Raw genomic sequence first — 24,227 nt, 5'->3', positions numbered from 1 at the left:
TGCTCGCAGATCAGCGCGTCTATCACATGGGTCCGACATCTTCGCCCCGGTATGCCGCCGACGCCCTAGGTTATCCCCAAGTCGGGATCGATCCACAGATCGCTCGTGGATGGGTCTTGAGACGCCTGGTTTGGCATGTGTGTTCGATACCGTTGCGGTATGGGCGAATTCATCACCGGAGCAGCGGCGCGGGAGCGGTTTTCCGCGCTGCTGGATCAGGTCGATGCCGCACATGCCCAGATGTGTGGGCTGTCTTCTGACGAGGTCGGTACCGAGTTTCGGGTCGAGATGGCCGAACGCCTCGAATCGCAGGAGCGCGGTAACCGGGGGTTGATGTATCGGGTGTTCGGTGAGATCGGCGACCCCCCGGACGAGCCCGCGATGGCACCCACGGTGGTGGACCGGCTGTGGGCGCGGCTGCGGGTTCCGCCCAACGAGATCAAGCGCCGCATGAAGCTGGCTGCGCGATTACGCCCGCGCCGCCAGATCTCTGGCCCACCGTTGCCGGCCGAACTGGCCCAGGTGGCCACGGCCGTGTCGGACGGGACGATCGGCGAAGACCATCTCAAGGCGATCGCCAAAGCGATGGACCGGCTGCCCTCATGTGTGTCGGCCACGGAACGCGATGAGGTCGAAGCCAGCCTGGTGCGCGAGGCGATCAAGAGTGATACCGAAATCGTCACAGCGGCGGCCAAGATGATCGATGCGATCTTCAACCCCGATGGCGACTACGACGAGAAGGATCGTGAACGCCGCCGCGGCGTCACGTTGGGTCCTCAAAGGCGCGACGGCATGTCGCGACTTCACGGTTGGATCGACCCGGAAACCCGCAGCTATGTGGAGGCCGCCACCGCCGCGGTGCGGCCGGGTCGCCACCTGCCCGACGGCACGACCGCTGAGGTCAAGGACGAGCGCAGCATGGCCCAGCGCTGCCACGACGGCATCAAACTGGGCCTCAAGGCCGGAATCGCCTCGGGTGAGTTGGGTCGGCATCGCGGACACGCGGTGACGGTGATCGTGCGCACCACCCTTTCCGAACTCAACCAGGCCGCTCACGCGGTGCGCGACCCCGCCGTCCCGATGCCCGCGCCGGCGCAAACGGGCGGTAACACCGCCTTGCCGATGCGTGACCTGATCCGGATGGCCACCGATGCCATCCACTATCTGGCGGTGTTCGACGATCACAGCGACCGTCCGCTCTACCTCGGGCGCCAGAAGCGGGCGGCCACTGCTGATCAGCGCATCATCTGCTACGCCCGCGATGGCGGCTGCACCCGGCCCAACTGCACCGCTCCCGGCTATCACTGCGAGGCGCACCATAGCCCCGACTGGGGAATGGACGGGCCCACCGATGCCGATCATCTGTTCTTCGCCTGCGGGCCAGACCACAAACTGGCAACCGAAGGCCACTACACGACGACGATCACCGAGTCCGGACGGCTGGCGTGGACTAACGGCACTTCACCGCCGCAGGTCAACCGCATCCATCATCCGGAGGAACTTCTCCGCAGCGACTCGGACCCGCCGAACTCCGAGTAGCGGGTGCTAGGCCAGTCCTAGGCCGTCCTAGGCCGAAGCCGTCACCAGCGCATGGTGTTTGGTGAACTTCAGTGCCTCGTCGTCGACCTTGCCGCGCCGGATCAACCGTAAGTCGAGCAGATAGTTCTGCTTTAGCCGCCACGGTGCGACATGTCCGGCCTTGGGCAGGTAGTCCAGCGCCCGCAGGACATAGCCGGGGGTGAAGTCCATCAGCGGGCGCTCGTCAACGCTGTTGCCGGGATGCTGCGGCTCGACAGTGTCGAATCCCTTGGCGTCCATGTAGTTCAGCACTCGGCAGAAGAACTCGGACACCAGATCGGCCTTCAGCGTCCACGACGCGTTGGTGTAGCCGATCGTGAACGCCATGTTCGGCATGTGGGTCAGCATCATGCCCTTGTAGGCCATCGTGTCGTGCAGGTTGATCGGCTCGCCGTTGCGCATGATCGATGCGCCACCGAACAGCTGCAGGTTCAAACCCGTTGCGGTGACGATGATGTCGGCGGTCAACTCCTCACCGCAGGCAAGCTTGATGCCGGTCTTGGTGAACCGCTCGATGGTGTCGGTGACGACGTCGGCCTTGCCACGCCTAATCGTCTTGAAGAAATCACCGTTGGGCGCCAGGCAGAGCCGCTCGTCCCACGGGTTGTACCGGGGCCCGAAGTGCTTCTGCACGTCGTAGCCCTCGGGTAAACGGCGCTGCGCCATGGTCATCAGTTGCTTGCGCATGAAATTCGGGAAGCGCCTGCTGATCGTGTACTGCGCGAACTGGAACAGGATGCTCTTCCAGCGATTCAGCACGTACGCCGGTTTCTCGGGCAGCGTCTTGTTCGTCTGGACGGTGAACGGATCCACGTCGGGCAGCGAGCCGATGTAGGTCGGCGAGCGCTGCAGCATCGTGACGTGGCCGGCGCCTGTGTCGGCGAGCGCGGGGATCAGCGTGACGGCGGTGGCGCCGCTGCCGATCACGACGATCTTCTTGCCCTGGTAGTCGAGGTCCTCGGGCCAGTGCTGCGGATGGATGAGGGTGCCCTCGAAGTCGTCGCGACCGACGAAGTCCGGGGTATAGCCCTCGTCGTAGTTGTAGTAGCCGCTCGCGGCGAACAGGAACTGCGCGGTGATCTCGGATTCCTCGCCGTCGCGGTCGATGCGCACGGTCCAGCGGTTGTCGTCGTCCGACCAGTCCGCCGACACCACGTGGCTGCGGAAGCGGATGTGCTTGTCGATGCCGTACTCGGCCACCGTCTCCTCGAGGTACGCCATGATCGACGGCCCGTCGGCGATCGCCTTCTCCGACGTCCACGGCTTGAACCGGAAGCCCAGTGTGAACATGTCCGAGTCGGAGCGGATGCCCGGATACTTGAACAGGTCCCAGGTGCCGCCGAGGTTCTCCCGCCGCTCCAGGATCGCGTAGGTCTTGCCGGGGCAGCGGTCCTGCAGATGCCAGGCGGCGCTGATGCCGGAGATGCCGGCTCCCACGATGACGACGTCTAGGTGTTCAGTCATGGTACCGGAGCGTATCAACGGTGTGTCGAGTGCGTCAACGGTGTGTCGAGAAAGTCGACAGCGTGTAAAGTCAGCGGATGTGACCACCGTTAGCCAGCCCCGCGGGTCGAGGGGTCGCCGCTCCGCACGGCCGTCCGGCGACACCCGCGAACTGGCCATTCTTGAGACCGCGACTCGACTCCTCGACGAGCGGCCACTACACGAGATCTCGGTCGACGACCTGGCCAGAGGCGCCGGGATCTCCCGTCCGACCTTCTACTTCTACTTCGCGTCGAAAGATGCAGTGCTGATGACGCTCATCGAACGCGTCATCATGGAGGCCGATTCCGCGCTGGAGTCGGTGTCCGACCAGATCCCGACGGATCGCTACGCGTTCTGGCGGACGGGCATCAATTTCTTCTTCGCAGGATTCGGCGCGCACAAGGGGGTTTCCCGCGCGGGATACGAAGCACGGGCGACGATCCCCGCGGCCGCGGAACTGTGGTCGCGCTTCATGCAGAAGTGGATCGACAACACCGCTCGCATCATCGAAGTCGAGCGGGCCAGGGGCCAAGCGCCGGCGACCCTCCCCGCCCTGAACCTGGCAACCGCGTTGAACCTGATGAACGAGCGGGTGCTGATGGCGGCGTTCGCCGACGAGCGGCCCGCCGTACCGGAGGAACAGGTGCTCGACACGCTCGTGCACATCTGGGTCACCACGATCTACGGCACCGCGGGATAGCTGTCAGTCCTTGATGCGAACATATGTTCGTGTCGCAGTGCGCGAGCATCCTCCACGCCGACCTCGACTCGTTCTACGCATCGGTCGAGCAGCGTGACGAACCGTCGCTGCGCGGGCGGCCGGTGATCGTCGGCGGCGGCGTCGTGCTCGCGGCCAGCTACGAGGCCAAGGCATACGGTGTGCGTGCCGCGATGGGCGGACGGGAGGCACGTCGCCTCTGCCCGCAAGCGGTCGTCGTGCCCCCGCGCATGTCGGCCTACTCGCGGGCCAGTGGCGCGGTATTCGAGGTCTTCCACGACACCACGCCGGTGGTCGAACCGCTGTCGGTCGACGAGGCGTTTCTCGACGTCTCGGGACTGCTGCGGGTTGCGGGCACGCCGGTCGAGATCGCCGCCCGGTTGCGCGCGCGGGTTCGTGAAGAGGTGGGGTTGCCCATCACCGTCGGGATCGCGCGCACCAAGTTCCTGGCCAAGGTCGCCAGCCAGGAAGCCAAGCCCGATGGACTGCTGCTTGTCCCACCCGACCGCGAGCTGGCGTTCCTACACCCGCTGCCCGTACGGCGGCTGTGGGGCGTCGGCGCCAAGACGGCCCAGAAGCTGCATTCCTACGGCATCGAGACGGTTGCCGACGTGGCCGAACTGAGTGAGTCCACGCTCGCTTCGCTGGTCGGTGGCGCGATGGGCGGCCGGCTGTTCGCACTGTCGCGCAACGTCGATCGGCGCCGGGTGGTCACCGGGGTGCGCCGACGCTCGGTCGGTGCGCAGCGCGCGCTGGGCCGGCGCGGGAACACGATGTCGGCGGAGGAGATCGACGTCGTCGTCGTCAACCTGATCGATCGAATCACCCGGAGGATGCGCAGGGCCGGCCGGACCGGACGCACGGTGGTGCTGCGGCTGCGGTTCGACGACTTCGACCGCGCCACCCGGTCACAGACGATGCCGCGTGCGACCGCGTCGACCGAGGTCATCCTGCACGCCGCCCGGGCACTCGTCTCAGGGTCCGCACCATTGATCGCCGACCGTGGCCTGACCCTCCTCGGGTTCGCGGTATCCAACATCGACCGTGAAGGCACGCAGCAACTCGAGCTGCCGTTCGAGGAGAGCCGCGACATGTCCGCGGTCGACGAAGCGGTCGACCGGGTGCGCCGGCGGTACGGCAACGCGGCCGTCACCCGCGGCGTGCTGCTCGGCCGCGATCCGGGCCTCGAGATGCCTGCGCTACCCGACTGAACCGGGCTTGCCCTTGCGTGGCTGGGCCTTCGTCCGCTTGGCGGGCGCTGCCTTCTTGGCTGCCCGGCCCGGTTCCGGAGGCGGATTGCCGGCTCCCGTCTTCGCCGACTTCATCGGCGGAACAGTCTTCTTGGCGGGAGCCTTCTTCGCGGGCGTCTTCTTTGCGACGACGCCCTTGGCCGGCACCTTCCTCGCGGGCACTTTCTTCGCCGCCGCCTTCTTCGCCGCCGGCATTTTCGTCACCGCCGCCTTCTTCGCGGGCGTCTTCTTCGCGACGACGCCCTTGGCCGGCACCTTCCTCGCGGGCACTTTCTTCGCCGCCGCCTTCTTCGCCGCCATCTTCTTCGCCGGCCGGCGCGACGACGGGCTGACCTGCTCAGCCTCGTCCCCGGACGCCCCGCTGACGCGTCGCACGAGGCGACCTGCCGTTTCACCAGCAGCGGTCGCTAGTTCTGCCGCACGTGCGCCGAGCGCCGCGGCCGTGTCACCGATTTTTCGTCTCACTGTCACCCAGTACCCGGTTCGGCGTCGTTAATCGCGGGCGGTTCATGACGCGGCCCACGCCAGCAGGTCGTCGGCGGGCCAGGTATTGACGATGCGCTCGGCCGGAACGTCCGCATCGAGCGCACGCTGCGCCCCGTAACCGAGGAACTCCAACTGCCCCGGAGCATGTGAATCGGTGTCGATCGAGAACAGGCAACCGATCTCCAAGCCGAGCTTGAGCAACCGCGTCGGCGGGTCGCGACGTTCGGGCCGCGAGTTGATCTCGATGGCGGTGCCGTTGTCCCGGCAGGCGGTGAACACCTGTTCTGCGTCGAACTTCGATTCGGGACGGACGCCCCGCCCACCGGTGACCAGTCGGCCGGTGCAGTGACCCAGCACATCCGTGTGCGGGTTGGCGACCGCCCTGAGCATGCGCCGCGTCATCGACGGGGCGTCCATCGAGAGCTTCGAGTGCACGCTGGCCACCACCACGTCGAGGCGTTCGAGCAGTTCGTCCTCTTGATCGAGCGAGCCGTCCTCGAGGATGTCGACCTCGATGCCGGTGAGAATCCGAAACGGCGCGACCCGCTCGCGTAACTCGTCGATGACGTCGAGTTGGTGGCGCAGCCGCTCGGCTGACAGACCGTTGGCGATCCGCAGGCGCGGCGAATGATCGGTCAGCGCACAGTACTCGTGTCCCAGATCCCTTGCCGCGAACATCATTTCCTCGATCGGGGCCGATCCGTCGGACCAGTTCGAGTGCACGTGCAGATCGCCGCGCAGCGCTGTGCGGATGTCACCACCGCCCAGATCCGCGGCGTTCGAACGGAGTTCGGTCAACACCTCCGGCTCGCGTCCCGCCCACGCCTGTGCGATGACCTTCGCGGTCTTGGGCCCGATGCCCGGCAGCGTCTGCCAGCTGTTCGCCGTGCCGTGGCGGTCGCGTTCGGTCTCGGACAGCGCTTCGACGACGTCGGCGGCGTTGCGGTAGGCCATCACCCGGCGCGGATCTTCGCGCGCGCGGTCCTTGTAATAGGCGATCTGCCGCAGGGCGACGATGGGGTCCATACCCTCCAGTGTGCCCGTGGGCAGTCGGGTCGATTCACGTCACAGATCGTTGCCGGCGTAGGACAGGTTGAAGCTCTTGTTGGTCAGCGGGAAGTCCGGCACGATCGTGTCCGCCATCGCCACCGGCAGGGCCGGCCAATTGAACCAGGACGGGTCGACGATTTTGGCCCGCGAGATCCGACCGCCGGGACCAACCTCGATGCGGTGCACGATCGTCCCGCGCCAGCCTTCCACGATGCCGAGCCCACTCGACGCACCACTGCCACGGCTCAAGGGACTCCGGTGTTCGATCGGCCCGCTGTGCGACTCGACGAGCGCACATGCCAGTTGGACGGACGCGGCAAACTCGTCGCGGCGCACGCAGTAGCGCGCCAGCACGTCTCCGGCGGCCGCGCCCACCTCGGTGACCGGCAACGCGACGGTCGGATGGTCGAGGCGTGCGTCGCTGCGAAGTCCGCTGGCCCGGGCCGGGTAGCCGAGACAGCCCAGTGCCTGCGCATCGTCGTGCGACAGCACGGAGGTCCCGGCGAAGCGCTCGTAGACGATCGTGTTGTGCAGCGTCAGGTCGGCCACCTCGGCGAGGTCGGCGGCGACGCCTCGTAACACCGCGGGATCGGGCAACGTCCGCAACTCGACCCGACCGGGCCCGATGGCTCCCCGCAGCAACCGGTGGCCGGTCACGACGGCGTTGAGGCGCAGCAGTTGCTCGCGGATTCGTTGCGCGTGGATGTTGGCCAACCCGAAACCGACGTCGTTGGCGAGCGCGCCGAGGTCGGTGGCGTGGTTGTACAGGCGCTCGAGTTCGACGACGAGGGCCCGCAGGCGGTGCACCTCCTCGGGCAGTGTGACACCGACCGCGTCCTCGACCGCGAGGCTATGCGCCAGAGCATGTGCCGCCGACGTGTCACCGCTGACCCGTTCGGCCAGCGCCACCCCCTCCGTGGCGGCGCGTCCCTCGAACAGCTTCTCCACCCCGCGGTGCACAAACCACAGCCGCGCCTTGAGCCGCAACACGGTCTCGCCGACCACGGAGAACCGGAAGTGGCCGGGCTCGATCAACCCCGCGTGCACCGGGCCCACCGGGATCTCGTACACCCCCGTGCCTTCGACCGTGACGAACGGAAAGCGTCCCGTCGGCTCGAATGTCGGTGCAGGACCGGCATTGTGGCGCATGGGATGCCAGTCCTGCGGCCAGTGCGCGTGCCGGACCAGGCGACGGGGCCGCGGGTGTCCCACCGGCCGGATGCCGTACAGATCGGCCATCTCACGTTCGAACCGGCTCGCCGGGAACGACAGATATGCCATCGACGGCACCGTCGGGTCGTCCGGAGGGAGCACACACTCAACCTCGAACCGGCGGTCAGGCCGGCCGGCCAGGAAGAGGTACACCACCCGAAGCTGGCCGCCGTCGTCGTGCGCCGCCACCAGCGCGAGCCGAAAACCCGACCCGAAAAGCTCTTCCGCCTTGTCTCTCAGCGCATCCCGGGATATGCGCTGGTGCACATAGTCGCTCATGACAAGGCTCCGAGATGGCCGGCCGCGGTGCCGAACAGGTCGGTCAGTGGACCCGCCGTGACGCCGAGTGTGATCGAGACGACAACCCCCAGCAGCAGCGCCGCCGCCACCGACCCGGGCACGGCGATCGCGGGTGCGCCCGCGGGTGCGCTACCCAACAACATCTGACCCGAGTTGCGGGCCAGGGCGGTGAATGCGATCACGATCAACACCATCGCCGCCGCGAGCGCCCAGGCCAATCCGGCATCGGCCAGCGCGCGCGCGATCGCCAGTTCACTGGCGAACATCGCGAACGGCGGCAGTCCGAGCAGCACCACCAACCCGACCGTGAATGATCCGCCGACCAGTCGGGAGCGCCGCACCACACCCCTGATGTCGCTGATCGCCGTGGAGTCGTGCGCCGCCTGCAACTGACCGCCCGCCAGGAACAGCACGGTCTTGCCGACACCGTGCGCGAGTACGTGCAGCAGCAGTGCCGCGATCGCCAGCGGCGTCCCGGCTGCAGCAGCGATCGCAATCAGCCCCATGTTCTCCATCGAGGAGTACGCCAGCATGCGTTTGACGTCGCCGGTGACCGTCAGCATCAGCGCCGCGATGAGCAGGGTCACGAGGCCGACCACGATCAGCCCGGTGCGCAGGAAGCCCGGTCCGGTCGCGGCGTCGACGATCGGTTTGATGCGCAGCAGGACCGAGAACGCGACCGCCAGCAGCACCCCGCTCATCAACGCCGACACCGGCGCCGGGGCTTGGCTGTGCGCATCGGCTAGCCAGGTGTGAAACGGGAAGAGTCCTGCCTTGGCGCCGTAGCCGATGAGCAGCAGACCGCCGGCCAATCGCATGACACCCGGATCGAGGTCTGGCGCGTACACGGCGAGCACGTCGAGGTTCAGCGCGTGGGCATCGGGTGCGCCCGCGTGTTGGGCGGCGAAGTACGTCAGCACCGTGCCCAGCAGGGCCATCGCGATGCCGACCGAGCAGATCACCACGTACTTCCAGGTGGCCTCCAGGGACCCCCGGGTTCGGCGGTGGCCTACCAGGAACGCGGTGACGACGGTCGTCGCCTCGACCGCGACCCAGATCACGCCGATGTTGTTGGCGCACACCGCCAACACCATTGCCGCGATGAACGCCGGAGTCAGCACCCCGTAGAGTCGGGCGCCGCTGGCGTCGGTGTGGCCGTGCTCGAGTTCGGCGCCGATGTAGCCGATGCCCGCCCCTGTGGTCAGCGTGGCCACCACACCGATGACGATCAACATGGTCACCGAGAGAGCGTCGGCGCGCAGCAGGCCACCCAGCGTCACGTGCTGCGCGGACCCGACCTGCGCGGCGAGCAAGACACCGCAAACCAACACCGTGGCGGCCGATACCACCGTCGCGGTGGCAGTCCAACGACGCCATCCGACAACAAGATTCACCAACGCCGCGATGACCGGCGCAAGAATGGGAACGACAAGCAATGTGGTCATCGGTCCCGCAGCTCCTGGAGCCGATCCAGGTCGGCACCGCCGAACGCCCGGCGCAGACGTCCGGTCAGGATTCCGATGATCAGCACGGCGAACAACACGTCCAGCGATGCGCCGAGCTCGACGATCAACGGCACACCGGCGGTCAGCAGGAACGCCGCAGCCGTGATCCCGTTGTCCAGCATGAGGAATCCCGCCGCTTGGGACACGGCATGCCGTCGGGTGGTCATCACGAACAGCGCGATGAGAATCACCGCAAACGCCGCGGGGACCGCGTTGACGACCGGGTCCGCGGTCAGGTCGACCAGTGGCCGCGTAATCGCGAACGCGACGATGGTCAGTACGCCGGTGATCAGGAGCGAGGTGGCGGTGTTCACCAACGGCGTCGCCTCACGTTGCCCCTCCTCCTCGGCCGCCAGCGCCCGGGCGAGCAGCCAGGGCAACATCACGGCGCGCAACACCAGCACCGCACAGCCGACGGCCAACAGTGCGGTATCACCGTGGTGCACGCCGCGAACGATCGGAATCGCGGCCAGCGCCACGCCCTGCCACGCCAGCAGGCGCACGATGGCGCGGAGGTCACGCCGCCATACGATCAGCATCGCGGCGAGGGTGAGCCCGCCCGCGGCGAAGTCGATCACGGTGACGAATCCGTTGTCGGTCATGAAGTTCCCTGCACGGTGAAGAAGTTGGCCGCGGTCACCGCCAGCAGTGCGAGCCCGAACGAACCGGCGAGCAGTTCGGGCACCCGGAACAGCCGCAGCTTGGCGATGAACACCTCGACACTGGCCAGCAACACCGCCAGTACCGCGACCTTCACGGCGACAGCCGCGACACCGATGACGACGGCGGTGGCCGTGGGCTGTGTACCGGCAATCCCCCACGGCAGGAACAGGTTCGCCAGCAGCGCCAGCAGCACGGTCAGTCGCATGGCCGAAGCCCACTCGACCAGCGCCAGCTTGGGTCCGGCGTACTCGAGCACCATGGCCTCGTGCACCATCGTCAACTCGAGATGGGTGGCCGGGTTGTCCACCGGCAACCTGCCGGTCTCGGCGATGATCACGATGACCAGCGCCGCGAACGCGAGAACGCCCGCCAGAGACGCCACCTGGGCAGGGTGCTCCAGCGTATTGGCCACCAAAGCAGCCAGATTCGACGAACCGGCGGGGATCGACAAAGCGAACACCGCCAACAGGATCGTCGGTTCGACAAGTGCCGCGATGGTGATCTCGCGGCTGGCGCCCATACCGCCGAACGATGTGCCGGTGTCGATTCCGGCGAGCGTGAGCGCAACTGTACCCAAGAACAGCAGTCCGACCACCGCGAACAGGTCGGCGCTGGAGTCCAGCGGCGACCCGGTCGCCACCAGCGGTGCGATTGCGGCGATCAGCAGAATCGTCGCGGCGAGCACCACAGGGGCTGCGGCGAAGACCAGCGTGGTGCCCTCGGGTGTGATCTGTTGTTTACCAAGTTGTTTGCGTAGATCCCGCCAGGGCTGCAGGACCCCGGCACCCGCGCGGCCCTCCCAACGCGCTCGTACCTGGCGCATCACCCCGACCACCAGCGGCGCCCCGAGCGTCACCGCAGCGAGTTGGGCCGCGCCCGCGAGACAGGACATCAGGGTCATTTGGCCACCACCAGGATGACGAGCACCCCGATGGCGCCGTATGTCAGGTAGAGGTGGACGCTGCCGGTGTGGGCCCGGCGCACCGCATTCGCTGCGGCCGCCACCGCCCGCACGACCGGCGTGTACAACCGCTCCTCGATGGCGTCGCCGATCCGGTTCCGATACGTGACACGGTCCGCCATGTACCGCGATTCGGCGGTCGGGGTGACCTCGACGTCGGTGTCGGGCCGAAGAACGTCATCGAATACCCGCTGCAGCGGTTCGGCGAACGACGTCGCGGTGTACTGCATCCGGGGCGTCAACTCCTCCGCGCCACACGCCCACAACGGCCTGGTCACGGCGGCAGGGCGGGCGCGTGCACGCCATTGGCCCGCCACCACGACGGCCAACATCGCGACCACCAGCGCCGCCGCGATCAGGCCTGGCGCGATCGAGCTCGGCACGCCGGGCAGCCGTATCACGGTGCCGAAGTCGGTGAAGCCCACGCCCCGCGCAGCCGGCACGGTGTCGAGCACCCGCTGCAGCGCGGGCGCCACCAGCGCCGGCACCACCGCAACCAGCACGCAGCCCAGGGCCGCGATGGTCATACCAGCCACCATCGACCGCGGGGATTCCGTTGCGGCCGAGGCAGGTTGGGTTCGCGGCCGGGCCAGGAACCCGATGCCGAAGGCCTTGACCATCGCGGCCACCCCGAGCCCCATAGCCAACGCGACGGCGCCGACCGCGAGCGGACCCGTCAACGACATCACCGCGTCGTGGCCGGAGGCGTGGATCAGCGACTGCAGCAGCAGCCACTCGCTGACGAAGCCCGCCCCGAGCGGCAGCCCGGCCGCGCCCAGGGCCGCCACGGCGAACAGCGCAGTGGTCGCCGGCATTCGCCGCGCCAGGCCGCCGAGTCGGTCAAGATCCCGCAGGCCCGTCGCTGCCAGCACCGAACCCGCTGCCATGAAGCCGAGTGACTTGAACGCCGCATGCGCGATCAGGTGAAGGGCCGCGGCGGCCATCGCGATCGTTGCGGGGCCAGCGGCCCCGGCGTCGGCGAACAGCGTCGCCGCGCCGAGCGCAAGAGTGATCAGTCCCATATTCTCGGTAGTGGAATAGGCAAGCAGCCGTTTGAGATCCGTCGCGACGGTGGCCTGGAGCACTCCGTAGAGGGCGGACACCGCGCCGACGCCCATCATCAGCAGCCCCCACCAGCGTGGGCCGACACCCAGCAGCTGCAGGTCGATCCGGACGATCCCGTAGACACCGAGGTTCACCATCGCTGCGCTCATCAACGCTGACACCGGGCTGGGCGCCTCGGGATGCGCTCGCGGCAGCCAGGCGTGCAGCGGCACCAGGCCCGCCTTTGAGCCGAAGCCGGCGAAGGTCAGCAAGAACACCGCTGTCCGTGCGCCGTCGGCCAGGTAGGTCAGGTCGGCGAAGCGGTCGGAGCCACCCGCGGCGGACAACACCATCAGGCCGACGAGAATGGCGACGAAACCGAGTTGGGTCATCGCCGCATAGACCAGTGCCGCCGAGCGCACTTCGGGCCGCGCGTGCTCGGCCGCCACCAGCACCAGTGAGGCGACGGCCATCAGCTCCCACGCGAACAGGAACGTCGTCACCGACGCCGCAGCCGGGACCAACAGCATGGCGGCCACGAACACCGGCAACATGGTTGCCGCGGCCCGGCTCAGATGGTGGGAGTAACCAATCGCGTACACACCGACCGGCACCGCGACCGCCCCAATCAGCGCCATGAAGAAGCCGCCGAGCGGGTCGAGATGCAGCTGCACACCCGACAGGGGTAACAACCAACCGATGCTCACGGCCCGGGGGGCGCCGAACATTCCGAGAAGGCCAAGCCACACCCCGACGACACCGACAGCCGAGGTGGTCAGCCCCAGAGCAGTACCGAAAGCGTTGTGAGACAGCCCCTTCTGTTCCAGCGCCGGTGGAGGGGCGAGTACGGCGGTCACTTGCCGGTCACCGACCGCAACGCGGCGACGATCTGGTCCGGGCTCGGCGGGCAGCCCGGTATCTCGACGTCAACGGGCACCACCTCGCCCACCGCGCCGACCACGCCGTAGGCGTCCGCGAACACGCCACGATGCAGCGCACAGTCTCCGCACGCGATCACGAGGCGCGGCTCCGGTGTTGCCGCGACGGTATTTCGCAGCGGGTCGGCCATGTTGCGGGTGACGACGCCGGTGACCAGCAGGGCATCCGCGTGACGGGGCGAGGCGACCAGTCGGGCGCCGTACTGCTCGGCGTCATAGACCGGACCGAACGCACCGCCGATCTCTACCTCACACCCATTGCACGAGCCGGCGTCGACATGGCGGATCTGCAGCGAACCACGCACGCCCGCCGGCGGCTCCACCGTCGCCGGCGGTGGCGGGCCGCCCCGCTCGACGATCCGCCCGGTCCGCAAGATCTTGCCGAGCCAGCTCATTGCTCACCGCGCAGGTCTTCGAGCGCGGCGACGCGATCGGCGAGCACGGTCGTCAACACCTTGCGGGCCACCGCCAGCAACTCGGCGATATCCGGTGAGGCGATGGAGTAGATGACGTTGGTGCCTTCCTTGCGCGCGGTCACGACTCCTGAGCGGCGCAGCACACCCAACTGCTGAGACAGGTTCGACGCTTCCAGTCCGACCTCACCGAGCAGTTCCCCCACACCCCGGTCACGCTCGGCCAACAGCTCCATGATCCTCACTCGGGCCGGGTGGCCGAGCGTCTTGAAGAACTCACCCTTGAGCCGGTACAGCGGCTGCGGTTCCACCACGCTCTCCTGAAGACTTGTTGATTTCTTGAATCAATTAATTGAAGAATTTATCAGACGAAGGACCGCGTCGCATCGCCGCTGTCAAGGCGGTCAGGCTCAGGTGGCGGGGTATACCTGATCGAGCCGTCGGGTGGCCCCCTGTACGAGGCCCTGGACCTCGCCGTGGCCGAACCCGCCGGCGAGGAACAACATCTCGTCGCCCGCCTCCAGCACGTCGTCGGGCTGCGGCAGCACGATCCCACTGTCCCGGATGATGATCGCCAGCGCGGTGTTCTCCAGCAGGGGAAGATCACGCATCCGCTGGCCCACTAGCGGATCCCCTTCGGGGAGAGTCAGTTTGGCCAGACTCACCTGGCCGCGACGCAACTGCATCAGGCGCACCACGTGGCCGATGTCGATGGCGCCCTCGATCGCTGCGACAAGCGCGCTCGGCGCGGAAACCGCGACGTCGACACCCCACGCCTCGGTGAACAACCACTCGTTGCGGAGATCGTTGACCCTGGCCACCACGCGGGCGACGCCGAACTCCGTCTTCGCCAGCAGGGCGGCCGCCAGATTCACCTTGTCGTCGCCGGTGGCGGCGATCACCACGTCGCACATCTGCAGCCCGGATTCCTCGAGCGAGGACAGCTCACAGGCATCGGCCAGCAGCCATTCCGCCTCGGGAACCGTACTCGGCTCGTAGTGGCGGACGTCGCTTTCGATGAGCAGGACCTTGTGGCCGTAGTCGAGCAGTTCCTTTGCGACCGACCGTCCGACGGCGCCGGCGCCGGCGATCCCGACCCGCATCATCGGCCGCTCGTCGACAGGGGGCGACGCGTCGAAGAACCCCCACCGGAGTCCGAACACCACCTCATAGTGACTCATGAACCCGGCTTTCCGTGCAGCTACCGGGTGAGACGCCGGGCCGTCAATCGTGGTAGGTGCTTTACTGCACCTCACACCACCCATCCGGTCCGAACGGGGATGCAATGACCCTGCAGCAGTTGTACCTTGTGCTGCTCATTGCTGGGGTGGTGCTGCTGGGGAGCATCGTCGCCACCAGGGCGGCCAGTCGTGTCGGCCTGCCCAGCCTGCTGCTGTTTCTCGGCGTCGGCGTCATCGTCGGGGAGGACGGCCTCGGGCTGCAGTTCGACAACTATCTGCTCGCCGACCACTTGGGCACGGTTGCCCTGGCCATCATCCTGGTCGAGGGCGGTCTGACGACACGGTTCTCCGACGTGCGGCGAGTGCTGGCCCCGGCGGGCGTACTCGCCACCCTCGGTGTCGCGGTCAGCACACTCGTGACCGCCGCCGGCGCTCACCTGCTGCTGGGAATCGACTGGCAGTTGTCACTGCTGCTCGGCGCCGTGGTCTCCAGCACCGACGCAGCGGCCGTGTTCTCGGTGCTGCGCGTGGTCCCCCTGCCGCGCCGGGTGGCGGGCCTGCTCGAAGCCGAATCCGGCTTCAACGACGCCCCGGCCGTCATCCTCGTGTTGATGTTCAGCGTGGCGCCGCTCGAGTTGTCACCCGTGCACGCAATCACTGAAGTGGTCTACGAGCTGGTCATCGGCGCGGCGATCGGATTGGGAGTCGGGTTTCTGGGCTCGATAGCGCTGCGCCACATCGCTCTTCCGGCGTCCGGTTTGTACCCGCTGGCTGCGTTCGGGCTCGGCATGGTCGCGTTCGCCGCCGGAGGCACCGCGCACGCCAGCGGATTTCTCGCCGCCTACCTGGCCGCGGTGGTGCTCGCCAATTCCGGCCTGCCGCACCGCTCGGCCACGCGCTCGTTCGCCGAAGGTCTCGGCTGGCTCGCACAGATCGGCCTGTTCGTCCTCCTCGGGCTGCTCGTCGACCCCAGCGATCTCGCCGCGGAAGTGGTGCCCGGCATCGTGACCGGCCTGGTGTTGCTGCTCGTCGCCAGGCCGCTGTCCGTCGTGGTCTCGCTGATCTGGTTCCGGATCCCTTGGCGCGAGCAGCTTTTCGTCTCCTGGGCCGGCCTACGCGGCGCGGTCCCGATCGTGCTGGCGACGTTTCCGATCGTAGGCGGCGTACCCGACAGCATCCGCATCCTCAACATCGTGTTCACCCTCGTGGTGGTGTTCACCCTCGTGCAGGGGCCGAGCTTGCGCCCGCTCGCGCACCGGTTGGGCCTCATCCCGAAGGAGGCGACTCGCGAGATCCAGGTGGAGTCCGCTCCCCTCGACGTGCTCGATGCCGAACTGCTGACGATGACCGTGCAGGCGCCGTCGCAGTTGCACAACGTCACCGTCATGGAACTGCGGCTGCCGGACCCGAGCGTGATCACCCTGATCATCCGTAACGGCCGTACCTTCGTTCCGCAGCCGGAGACCCGCATCGCGATCGGCGACGAACTGCTCATCGTCACCACCGCCAAGACGCGTGCGGCGGCCGAGCGCCGGTTGCGGGCGGTGAGTCGCAGGGGCAAGCTGGCCTACTGGTTCGACGAATACGGCGAAACCGAATAGACGGCCCTACGGTCACGGGAATATAACGATTTGGCAAACTCGGGGCCGGACACGCTCCGGTGGCGGGAAACCGGCGCTATCTGTTCGCTAGACGCCGTAGAGGCGAAGCTCGTCGGCGGTGATCAGGCGTTCGGCCTTGGCTGGGAATTCGCGGCTCTTCAGCGGATGACGTAACAGTGACCAGGCGATTCGGCTCACACGTGACCGTGATAGCGGGTTGACATACACGGAACTGACTCCTGCGTCTAATCCGATAGCTGACCGGGGGCCCACATTACCGCAGCGCCCTCGTGAAGTCATTAGACCCCCACGCCCGGGCAAACTATGTTAGGCGCGCCGAAGAATAATCAGATGTTTTTAGAGTGACAGAAGTTATGCGTGTGGTTGTCGGCTACCCGCGAACACCGGTGCCCGTTTGTGCAGGCTTCATCTGCGACCCCCGGCTGAGCGTATGAGCCCGAACACCCGCGCCGATGCCGCGGTCACGGCTTGAGGAACACATCGTCCAGCGTCACGGTGCGTAGCCGGCGGGCGCGGATGATGTCGACCAGTTGGCCGTACACCTCGGTGACGGGCGTGTGGTTGAGATGCCCGATCACGATGGCCTGGGCGGTGAAATACCTGTCGGCCATCTTGACGATCTCGCCGGCGGGAACCTGGACGTGATCCTCGAGCGTGCCCGACCACAACGTGTCGATGACGTAGCCCAGATCGCCAGAGAGCTTGTCGACGTGCGGGTTACGCGCACCGTAGGGCGGCCGGAAGTAGGGACGCGCGTCGACTCCGTATGTCTTCCAGAGGAAGTCGTGGTTGCGCCGAAACTGCTCGGCGACGTCGACGAGTGGCAGCTTGGTGAGGTCGGGGTGTGACCAGGTGTGGTTGGCCAGCTGAATCTGGCCGTCGTCGACCATCGGCCGCAGCAGTTGAACGTGATCGGTCCAGGAGCGGTAGACGCCGTTGACGAAGTAGGTCAGCCGTACCCCGGTGTCCTTGGCGAACTGCGTGTAGGCGCGCACGACGCCGCTGCTCACTCCGTCGTCGACGGTCAACGCCAACAGATCCCCGCTTCCGGGCAGACTGCTCAGCACGCCGCCACCCGGCAGGGCGATCCGGGCCGATTTCGGTGGCGGGGGCAACAGCCCGGCCGACGTCGCCGCCGCCGGTTGCGACGCCGCTGCGCCCGCCACTCGCGATTGCTCGCCGGTGGCGCACCGACTCAGCCCCACGGCGCCCACGGTCGCGATGGACAGGGCAACGATGAAGTTGCGCCGGTTGAACTCCAACCCGACGCGCCCGGTTCGGTAGCGGTCGATCACCGCCCTTACTGTCCCGCGATCGAACGCAAACGCCGTCTATTGCGACGCGTGTCGCGGCAGGAACTAGCGCTGCGCTCTGCTCTTCGCGCGAGCGCTCATCGCTGCCCTCTGCTCTTCGCGCGAGCGCTCATCGCTGCCCTCTGCTCTTCGCGCGAGCGCTCATCGCTGCGGCACGGCTGTCGGCTTGATCGGCGTGGGCAGCGCGGAATGTCCCATCAGGTAACGGTCCACCCCGGCGGCGGCAGCGCGTCCTTCGGCGATGGCCCACACGATCAGCGACTGCCCCCGGCCCATGTCACCGGCGACGAAGACGCCGGGCACCGACGAGGCGAAGTCGGCGTCGCGGGTGACGTTGCCCCGCTCGTCGATCTCCACACCCAGGTCCGTGAGCAGGCCTTCGCGCTCGGGGCCGGTGAATCCCATCGCGAGCAGCACCAGATCGGCTTCCATCTCGAACTCGGTGCCGTCGACCTTCTCGAACTTGCCCGCGGTCATCTTCACCTCGTGGCCCCGCAGGCCGGTGACCCGGCCATCGCGCCCGATGAACTCCTCGGTGTTGACCGAGTAGACCCGCTCGCCGCCTTCCTCGTGCGCAGAGGACACCCGAAACATCAACGGGTAGACCGGCCACGGCGTCGAGTCGGCGCGCGTCTCCGGCGGCCGCGGCATGATCTCGAACTGGTGCACGCTGGCGGCGTCCTGGCGGTGTACGGTACCCAGGCAGTCGGCGCCGGTGTCACCGCCACCGATGATGATGACCTTCTTGTCCCTGGCGTGAATGGGCGGCAGGCCGTTCTCGTCGGTGACGGGGTCGCCCAACTGCACCCGGTTGGCCCACGGCAGGTACTCCATCGCCTGGTGGATGCCGTCAAGTTCGCGCCCCGCGATTGGCAGATCGCGCGCCTGCGTCGCGCCGCCGGCGAGCACCACCGCGTCGTACTCCTGGCGCAGCTGCTGCGCCGTGATATCGACGCCGACGTTGACGCCGGTGCGGAACTCGGTGCCTTCGGCCGCCATCTGCTCCAGACGACGGTCGATGTGGCGCTTCTCCATCTTGAACTCGGGGATGCCGTAGCGCAGCAGACCACCGATGCGGTCGTCGCGCTCGAACAGCGTGACGCCGTGTCCGGCGCGGGTGAGCTGCTGGGCCGCGGCCAGACCGGCGGGCCCGGAGCCGACGACGGCAACCTTCTTGCCGGTCCTGACCTCCGGCGGCAGCGGCACCACATAGCCCTCGGCCCAGGCCTGGTCGATAATCTCGACCTCGATCTGCTTGATCGTGACCGGATCCTGGTTGATGCCGAGCACACACGAGCCCTCGCACGGCGCCGGGCAGAGCCGACCGGTGAACTCGGGGAAGTTGTTCGTCGCGTGCAGCCGCTCGCTCGCATCGCGCCAGCGACCGTTGCGCACCAGGTCGTTCCACTCGGGGATCAGGTTGCCGAGCGGACAGCCGTTGTGGCAGAACGGGATACCGCAGTCCATGCAACGCGTCGCCTGCTCCCGCAGGGTGTCGTGAGAGAAGTCCTCGTAGACCTCTTTCCAGTCGCGCAGGCGAAGCGGCACCGGTCGCCGCTGCGGCGTCTCGCGCTTGGTGTATTTGAGGAAACCGCGGGGATCAGCCACTGGCGGCCGCCATGATCGCTTCGTTGACGTCGCTGCCGGTGCGTTCGGCCTCCGCGATCGCCTCGAGAACCCGCTTGAAGTCGCGGGGCATCACCTTGGTGAAGTGCTTCACGTTGTTGTCCCAGTCACTCAGAATGCGTTCTCCGACAGCGGAATCGGTGGCGTCGACGTGGGCCCGGATCGTGCCCGACAGCCACTCGAGGTCCTCTTCGTCGAGGTCTTCGAGTTCCACCATCTCGGCGTTGAGATTGCCCGGCAGTGCACGATCCGGGTCGTAGACGTAGGCGACGCCACCCGACATGCCAGCGGCGAAGTTGCGGCCCGTCGGCCCGAGGATCGCGATCTTGCCGCCGGTCATGTACTCACAACCGTGATCGCCCACCCCTTCGACGACCGCATGCGCACCGGAGTTGCGCACCGCGAACCGCTCACCGACCTGTCCGCGGATGAACGCCTGGCCGCTGGTCGCGCCGAACAGGATCACGTTGCCCGCGATGATGTTGTCCTCCGCGACGTAGTCGGCGGGGGCGTCGTCCGACGGGCGCACGACGATCCGTCCACCCGACAGGCCCTTGCCGACATAGTCGTTGGCGTCGCCGTAGACCCGCAGCGTGATGCCATTGGGGACGAATGCCCCGAAGCTGTTGCCTGCCGAGCCGTCGAAGGTGATGTCGATGGTGCCGTCCGGAAGTCCCTGTCCGCCATATGCTTTGGTCACCTCGTGGCCGAGCATCGTGCCCACCGTCCGGTTGACGTTGGCGATGGTGGTGGAGAACCGGACGGGTGAACCGGCATCCAGAGCCTCGCGGCACATCACGATCAGCTGCTGGTCGAGCGCCTTGTCGAGCCCGTGGTCCTGACGTGAACTGCAGTACAGGTCCTGGTTCATGAACGCGGACTCGGGCTCGTGCAGCACCGGCGTCAGGTCGAGCTTGTGGGCCTTCCAGTGCTCGGCGGCCTTCGTGATGTCCAGCGCGCCGACCTGGCCGACCATCTCGTTGACCGTCCGGAAGCCCAACTGCGCCATCAACTCCCGGACTTCCTCGGCGATGAACATGAAGAAGTTCTCGACGAACTCCGGCTTGCCGGTGAACCGCTCACGCAGCACCGGGTTCTGCGTCGCCACGCCGACCGGACAGGTGTCGAGGTGGCAGACGCGCATCATGATGCAGCCCGACACCACCAGCGGCGCGGTGGCGAAGCCGAATTCCTCGGCGCCCAGCAGCGCCGCGATCACAACGTCGCGGCCGGTCTTGAGCTGACCGTCGACCTGAACCACGATGCGATCGCGAAGACCGTTGAGCAGCAGCGTCTGCTGTGTCTCGGCCAACCCGAGCTCCCACGGCGCACCCGCGTGCTTCATCGAGGTCAGCGGCGTCGCGCCCGTGCCGCCGTCGTGGCCGGAGATCAACACCACGTCGGCGTGCGCCTTCGACACGCCCGCCGCCACTGTGCCGACACCGTTCTCGCTCACCAGCTTGACGTGTACCCGCGCCTGCGGGTTCGCGTTCTTCAGGTCGTGGATCAGCTGCGCGAGATCCTCGATCGAGTAGATATCGTGGTGCGGCGGCGGCGAGATCAACCCGACACCCGGTGTCGAGTGCCGTACCTCGGCGACCCACGGGTACACCTTGGCACCCGGAAGCTGGCCGCCCTCACCGGGTTTCGCGCCCTGGGCCATCTTGATCTGAATGTCTGTGCAGTTGGTCAGATAGTGGCTGGTGACACCGAACCGTCCGGACGCCACCTGCTTGATCGCACTGCGCCGCCAGTCGCCGTTCTCGTCACGGTCGAAGCGGTTGACGTGCTCGCCGCCCTCACCGCAGTTCGACCGGCCGCCAAGGCGGTTCATCGCGATGGCGAGGGTCTCGTGGGCCTCGGCGGAGATCGAGCCGTAGCTCATCGCGCCGGTGGAGAACCGCTTGACGATCTCGTCGGCCGACTCGACCTCGTCGAGCGGCACCGGCGGGCGTATCCCGTCGCGGAACCTCAGCAGGCCGCGTAGCGAGGCCATCCGCTCGCTCTGGTCGTCGACCAGCTTGGTGTACTCCTTGAAGATCGAGTACTGCCCGGTGCGGGTCGAGTGCTGCAACTTGAACACCGTGTCCGGGTTGAACAGGTGGTACTCGCCCTCACGGCGCCACTGGTACTCGCCGCCGACCTCGAGTTCGCGGTGCGCCCATTCTTCGGGGCGGTCGAGATAGGCCAGGGCGTGCCGGGCCGCGATGTCATCGGCGATGTCGTCGAGTTCGATGCCGCCGACCGGGCACGTCAGCCCGGTGAAGTACTCGTCGAGCACGTGCTGGCTGATGCCGATGGCCTGAAACAACTGCGCACCGGTATAGGACGCCAGCGTGGAGATGCCCATCTTGGACATCACCTTGAGCACACCTTTGCCCGCGGCCTTGACATAGTTGGCCTTGGCCTGGTCGCTGCTGATGCCGGAGATCACCCCACGGTCGACCATGTCCTCGATCGACTCGAACGCCATGTACGGGTTGATCGCGGCGGCCCCGAATCCGCACAGCGCGGCCATGTGGTGCACCTCGCGGGCGTCGCCGGCCTCCACGACGAGGCCCACCTTGGTGCGGGTGCGGTCCCGGACGAGGTGGTGGTGCACGGCCGCCACCGACAGGAGCGACGGGATCGGCGCCATCTGCTCGTTGGACTCGCGGTCGGACAGCACGATGATGCGGGCGCCCTCGCGGATCGCGGTCGACACCTTGGCGCGCACGTTGTCCAGCGCCTCCTTGAGGCCCTGACCGCCGCGGTTCACCGGGTACAGGCAGCGGATCACCGCGGCACGCATCCCGTGCTTGTTGCCGCGGATCTCGTGGTCGGGGTCGACGCACATCAGTTTCGACAGCTCGGCGTTGCGCAGGATCGGCTGGGACAGCACGATCTGCCGACACGACTCGGGACCCGGGTTGAGCAGGTCGCCCTCGGGCCCCACCGCACCCTGCAGGCTGGTGACGACCTCTTCGCGGATGGCGTCCAGCGGCGGGTTGGTCACCTGGGCGAACAGCTGCTGGAAGTAGTCGTAGAGCATCCGCGGACGCGTGGAGAGCACGGCGATCGGGGTGTCGGTCCCCATCGAGCCCAGCGCCTCGGCGCCGGTGCGCGCCATGGGCGCCACCAGCAGGTTGAGCTCTTCGTAGGTGTAGCCGAAGACCTGCTGCCTGAGCACCACGCGGTGGTGCGGCATGCGCACGTAGTCCCCGGGTGGCAGTTCGTCGAGGTCGAACAGCCCGGCGTCGAGCCACTCCTGGTAGGGGTGCTCGGCGGCGAGTTCGGCCTTGATCTCCTCGTCCTCGACGATGCGGCCCTGGGCCGTGTCGACCAGGAACATCCGGCCGGGCTGCAGGCGCATCCTCTTGACGACGGTCGACGGGTCGAGGTTGAGCACGCCGGCCTCCGACGCCATCACCACCAGGCCGTCGGCGGTGACCCAGATCCGCGACGGACGCAGGCCGTTGCGGTCGAGCACCGCACCGATCACCGTGCCGTCGGTGAACGTCATCGACGCCGGGCCGTCCCACGGCTCCATCAGCGAGTCGTGGAACTCGTAAAAGGCCCTCCGTGCCGGGTCCATCGACTCGTTTCGCTCCCAAGCCTCCGGGATCATCATCAGCACCGCGTGCGGCAGGCTGCGCCCGCCGAGGTGCAGCAGTTCGAGCACCTCGTCGAACCTCGCGGTGTCCGATGCCCCGGGAGTACAGACCGGGGTGATCTTGTCGAGGTCCTGATTGGGGCCGAAGACGTCTGTCCTGATCAGCGCCTCGCGCGCACGCATCCAGTTCTCGTTGCCGTTGACGGTGTTGATCTCGCCGTTGTGGGCGATGCGCCGGAACGGGTGAGCCAGGGGCCAGGACGGGAACGTGTTGGTCGAGAAGCGGGAGTGCACGATACCCAACGCGCTGGTGAGCCGGTCGTCCTGCAGGTCGAGGTAGAACGCCTTGAGCTGCGGCGTGGTCAGCATGCCCTTGTAGACGAAGGTCCGGCCGGAAAGACTTGGGAAATAGACGGTTTCGCGCCCCGGGCCGTCCTGCCCCGGGCCCTTGGTGCCGAGTTCGTGCTCGGCGCGCTTGCGCACCACGTACGCGCGACGCTCCAGTTCCATGCCGGAGGCGCCCTGCCCATTCCCGTCGCTTCGCTCGCCCAGGCCTAGGAACACCTGCCGGAACGTCGGCATCGCGTCGCGGGCCAGCGCGCCGAGCGGCGACTCGTCGATCGGCACCTCACGCCAGCCCAGCACCTCGAGACCTTCGGCCTCGGCGATCTTCTCGACGGCCTCGCAAGCGGTCGCCGCATCCTTGGACGACTGCGGCAGGAAGGCGATGCCGGTCGCGTAGCTGCCCGGTTCGGGCAGCTCGAAGTCGACCACCGCGCGTAGGAACTCGTCCGGAACCTGCAGCATGATGCCCGCGCCGTCGCCCGTGTTCGGCTCCGCACCCTGAGCACCACGGTGCTCCAGGTTCACCAGAGCGGTGATCGCCTTGTCGACGATGTCGCGACTGCGGCGGCCGTGCATATCGGCAACCATGGCCACGCCGCACGCGTCATGCTCGAACGCGGGGTCGTACAGCCCCTGGCTCCTGGGCGCCATTCCCACCTACCCTTTGCTCGCAAGTCTTACGAAGCTTCTGCCTGACAGCCGTGACAACGGCATTTCGCCGGGTCGGCCATGGAGTGCCTTCGTGCGGCATCGAACGCCGGCTTTTTTCCACTTGCCTCGAGTGAAGAAAACGATATGACAAACACCCGGTCACGCGCCAACTTAGTGGACCCTAACCAGGCGACGGGGCGATGCGGCCGATCCGCTGACCCCCATCCCGCTCAGCGTCGAAAGATGCTGTCTGTCATGGTCTTTCGGGAGCCGAGGCGGATCTCGACCGGGATG

Annotated in this window: 18 protein-coding genes; 4 read left to right on the top strand and 14 right to left on the bottom strand. The window is 67.2% G+C overall.

The genetic code is table 11. From position 1 onward, the window contains the following. Positions 1–159 precede the first annotated feature (159 nt). Positions 160–1,539: a 13E12 repeat family protein gene (locus tag QGN32_RS12565; protein WP_326544730.1), complete on the top strand. Its 1,380-nt coding sequence runs from the start codon at positions 160–162 to the stop codon at positions 1,537–1,539. A gap of 27 nt (positions 1,540–1,566) precedes the next feature. Here QGN32_RS12565 and QGN32_RS12560 read toward each other — a convergent pair whose 3' ends face one another. Next, complete coding sequence (locus tag QGN32_RS12560) at positions 1,567–3,042, bottom strand: flavin-containing monooxygenase (RefSeq protein ID WP_326544729.1); 1,476 nt, start codon at positions 3,040–3,042, stop codon at positions 1,567–1,569. Positions 3,043–3,121: 79 nt separating this feature from the next. Between QGN32_RS12560 and QGN32_RS12555 the strand changes: the two genes are divergently transcribed. Together QGN32_RS12555 and dinB are read left to right on the top strand one after the other, a co-directional pair. Then, positions 3,122–3,763, top strand: a complete 642-nt coding sequence (locus QGN32_RS12555; RefSeq protein ID WP_326544728.1) for a TetR/AcrR family transcriptional regulator — start codon at positions 3,122–3,124, stop codon at positions 3,761–3,763. A gap of 23 nt (positions 3,764–3,786) precedes the next feature. Beyond that, the gene (gene dinB, locus QGN32_RS12550) at positions 3,787–4,992 is read left to right on the top strand and encodes a DNA polymerase IV (RefSeq protein WP_326544727.1); all 1,206 of its coding nucleotides are present in this window, start codon (positions 3,787–3,789) and stop codon (positions 4,990–4,992) included. On the opposite strand, the gene QGN32_RS12545 is transcribed toward dinB, so the two are convergent. From QGN32_RS12545 to QGN32_RS12500, 10 genes are all read right to left on the bottom strand, one after another. Next, positions 4,981–5,406: a hypothetical protein gene (locus QGN32_RS12545; RefSeq protein WP_326544726.1), complete on the bottom strand. Its 426-nt coding sequence runs from the start codon at positions 5,404–5,406 to the stop codon at positions 4,981–4,983. The two genes, dinB and QGN32_RS12545, sit on opposite strands and share 12 nt — an antisense overlap. Positions 5,407–5,538: 132 nt before the next feature. After that, complete coding sequence (locus tag QGN32_RS12540; RefSeq protein WP_326544725.1) at positions 5,539–6,543, bottom strand: PHP domain-containing protein; 1,005 nt, start codon at positions 6,541–6,543, stop codon at positions 5,539–5,541. Positions 6,544–6,582: 39 nt separating this feature from the next. Next, a complete protein-coding gene (locus tag QGN32_RS12535) occupies positions 6,583–8,058 on the bottom strand; it encodes a hydrogenase large subunit (protein ID WP_326544724.1) in 1,476 nt (491 codons plus the stop codon). Next, positions 8,055–9,524 carry a proton-conducting transporter transmembrane domain-containing protein gene (locus tag QGN32_RS12530; RefSeq protein ID WP_326544723.1) on the bottom strand — a complete coding sequence of 490 codons (1,470 nt, stop codon included), beginning with the start codon at positions 9,522–9,524 and terminating at the stop codon, positions 8,055–8,057. Before QGN32_RS12530 ends, QGN32_RS12535 begins: the two co-directional genes overlap by 4 nt. Continuing rightward, positions 9,521–10,186, bottom strand: a complete 666-nt coding sequence (locus tag QGN32_RS12525; protein ID WP_326544722.1) for a hypothetical protein — start codon at positions 10,184–10,186, stop codon at positions 9,521–9,523. Before QGN32_RS12525 ends, QGN32_RS12530 begins: the two co-directional genes overlap by 4 nt. Further along, positions 10,183–11,139: a respiratory chain complex I subunit 1 family protein gene (locus tag QGN32_RS12520; protein ID WP_326549045.1), complete on the bottom strand. Its 957-nt coding sequence runs from the start codon at positions 11,137–11,139 to the stop codon at positions 10,183–10,185. Before QGN32_RS12520 ends, QGN32_RS12525 begins: the two co-directional genes overlap by 4 nt. A 5-nt stretch (positions 11,140–11,144) precedes the next feature. Continuing rightward, positions 11,145–13,064 carry a proton-conducting transporter transmembrane domain-containing protein gene (locus QGN32_RS12515; protein WP_326549044.1) on the bottom strand — a complete coding sequence of 640 codons (1,920 nt, stop codon included), beginning with the start codon at positions 13,062–13,064 and terminating at the stop codon, positions 11,145–11,147. Between the two features lie 41 nt (positions 13,065–13,105). Beyond that, entirely contained in the window at positions 13,106–13,585 is a 480-nt protein-coding gene (locus QGN32_RS12510; RefSeq protein WP_326544721.1) for an NADH-quinone oxidoreductase subunit B family protein, read from the bottom strand. Further along, a complete protein-coding gene (locus QGN32_RS12505; protein ID WP_326544720.1) occupies positions 13,582–13,914 on the bottom strand; it encodes an ArsR/SmtB family transcription factor in 333 nt (110 codons plus the stop codon). The genes QGN32_RS12510 and QGN32_RS12505 overlap by 4 nt, the downstream gene beginning before the upstream one ends. Before the next feature lie 99 nt (positions 13,915–14,013). After that, positions 14,014–14,706: a potassium channel family protein gene (locus QGN32_RS12500; RefSeq protein ID WP_326549043.1), complete on the bottom strand. Its 693-nt coding sequence runs from the start codon at positions 14,704–14,706 to the stop codon at positions 14,014–14,016. A gap of 182 nt (positions 14,707–14,888) precedes the next feature. Between QGN32_RS12500 and QGN32_RS12495 the strand changes: the two genes are divergently transcribed. Next, positions 14,889–16,385, top strand: coding sequence for a potassium/proton antiporter (locus tag QGN32_RS12495; protein ID WP_326544719.1), 1,497 nt, complete (start codon positions 14,889–14,891; stop codon positions 16,383–16,385). A gap of 482 nt (positions 16,386–16,867) precedes the next feature. Here QGN32_RS12495 and QGN32_RS12490 read toward each other — a convergent pair whose 3' ends face one another. From QGN32_RS12490 to gltB, 3 genes are all read right to left on the bottom strand, one after another. Further along, positions 16,868–17,701 (bottom strand): polysaccharide deacetylase family protein, encoded by an 834-nt coding sequence (locus QGN32_RS12490; protein WP_326544718.1) that lies wholly within the window; start codon positions 17,699–17,701, stop codon positions 16,868–16,870. Between the two features lie 159 nt (positions 17,702–17,860). Further along, positions 17,861–19,327 carry a glutamate synthase subunit beta gene (locus QGN32_RS12485; RefSeq protein WP_326544717.1) on the bottom strand — a complete coding sequence of 489 codons (1,467 nt, stop codon included), beginning with the start codon at positions 19,325–19,327 and terminating at the stop codon, positions 17,861–17,863. Then, positions 19,320–23,933, bottom strand: a complete 4,614-nt coding sequence (gene gltB, locus QGN32_RS12480) for a glutamate synthase large subunit (protein ID WP_326544716.1) — start codon at positions 23,931–23,933, stop codon at positions 19,320–19,322. The genes QGN32_RS12485 and gltB overlap by 8 nt, the downstream gene beginning before the upstream one ends. Positions 23,934–24,227 lie beyond the last annotated feature (294 nt).

Source organism: Mycolicibacterium sp. ND9-15 (assembly GCF_035918395.1).
Lineage (GTDB): Bacteria > Actinomycetota > Actinomycetes > Mycobacteriales > Mycobacteriaceae > Mycobacterium.
The sequence above is the reverse complement of the archived record's forward strand: the minus strand, read 5'-3'. Positions and strand labels throughout refer to the sequence as shown.

Excerpts from the sequence above, each read along its gene's own strand:
- QGN32_RS12540 (WP_326544725.1), bottom strand. The coding sequence starts at position 6,543 with ATGGACCCCATCGTCGCCCTGCGGCAGATCGCCTATTACAAGGACCGC.
- dinB (WP_326544727.1), top strand. The coding sequence starts at position 3,787 with ATGTTCGTGTCGCAGTGCGCGAGCATCCTCCACGCCGACCTCGACTCG.
- QGN32_RS12535 (WP_326544724.1), bottom strand. The coding sequence starts at position 8,058 with ATGAGCGACTATGTGCACCAGCGCATATCCCGGGATGCGCTGAGAGAC.
- gltB (WP_326544716.1), bottom strand. The coding sequence starts at position 23,933 with ATGGCGCCCAGGAGCCAGGGGCTGTACGACCCCGCGTTCGAGCATGAC.
- QGN32_RS12525 (WP_326544722.1), bottom strand. The coding sequence starts at position 10,186 with ATGACCGACAACGGATTCGTCACCGTGATCGACTTCGCCGCGGGCGGG.
- QGN32_RS12530 (WP_326544723.1), bottom strand. The coding sequence starts at position 9,524 with ATGACCACATTGCTTGTCGTTCCCATTCTTGCGCCGGTCATCGCGGCG.
- QGN32_RS12500 (WP_326549043.1), bottom strand. The coding sequence starts at position 14,706 with ATGCGGGTCGGGATCGCCGGCGCCGGCGCCGTCGGACGGTCGGTCGCA.
- QGN32_RS12495 (WP_326544719.1), top strand. The coding sequence starts at position 14,889 with ATGACCCTGCAGCAGTTGTACCTTGTGCTGCTCATTGCTGGGGTGGTG.
- QGN32_RS12565 (WP_326544730.1), top strand. The coding sequence starts at position 160 with ATGGGCGAATTCATCACCGGAGCAGCGGCGCGGGAGCGGTTTTCCGCG.
- QGN32_RS12510 (WP_326544721.1), bottom strand. The coding sequence starts at position 13,585 with ATGAGCTGGCTCGGCAAGATCTTGCGGACCGGGCGGATCGTCGAGCGG.
- QGN32_RS12520 (WP_326549045.1), bottom strand. The coding sequence starts at position 11,139 with ATGTCCTGTCTCGCGGGCGCGGCCCAACTCGCTGCGGTGACGCTCGGG.
- QGN32_RS12560 (WP_326544729.1), bottom strand. The coding sequence starts at position 3,042 with ATGACTGAACACCTAGACGTCGTCATCGTGGGAGCCGGCATCTCCGGC.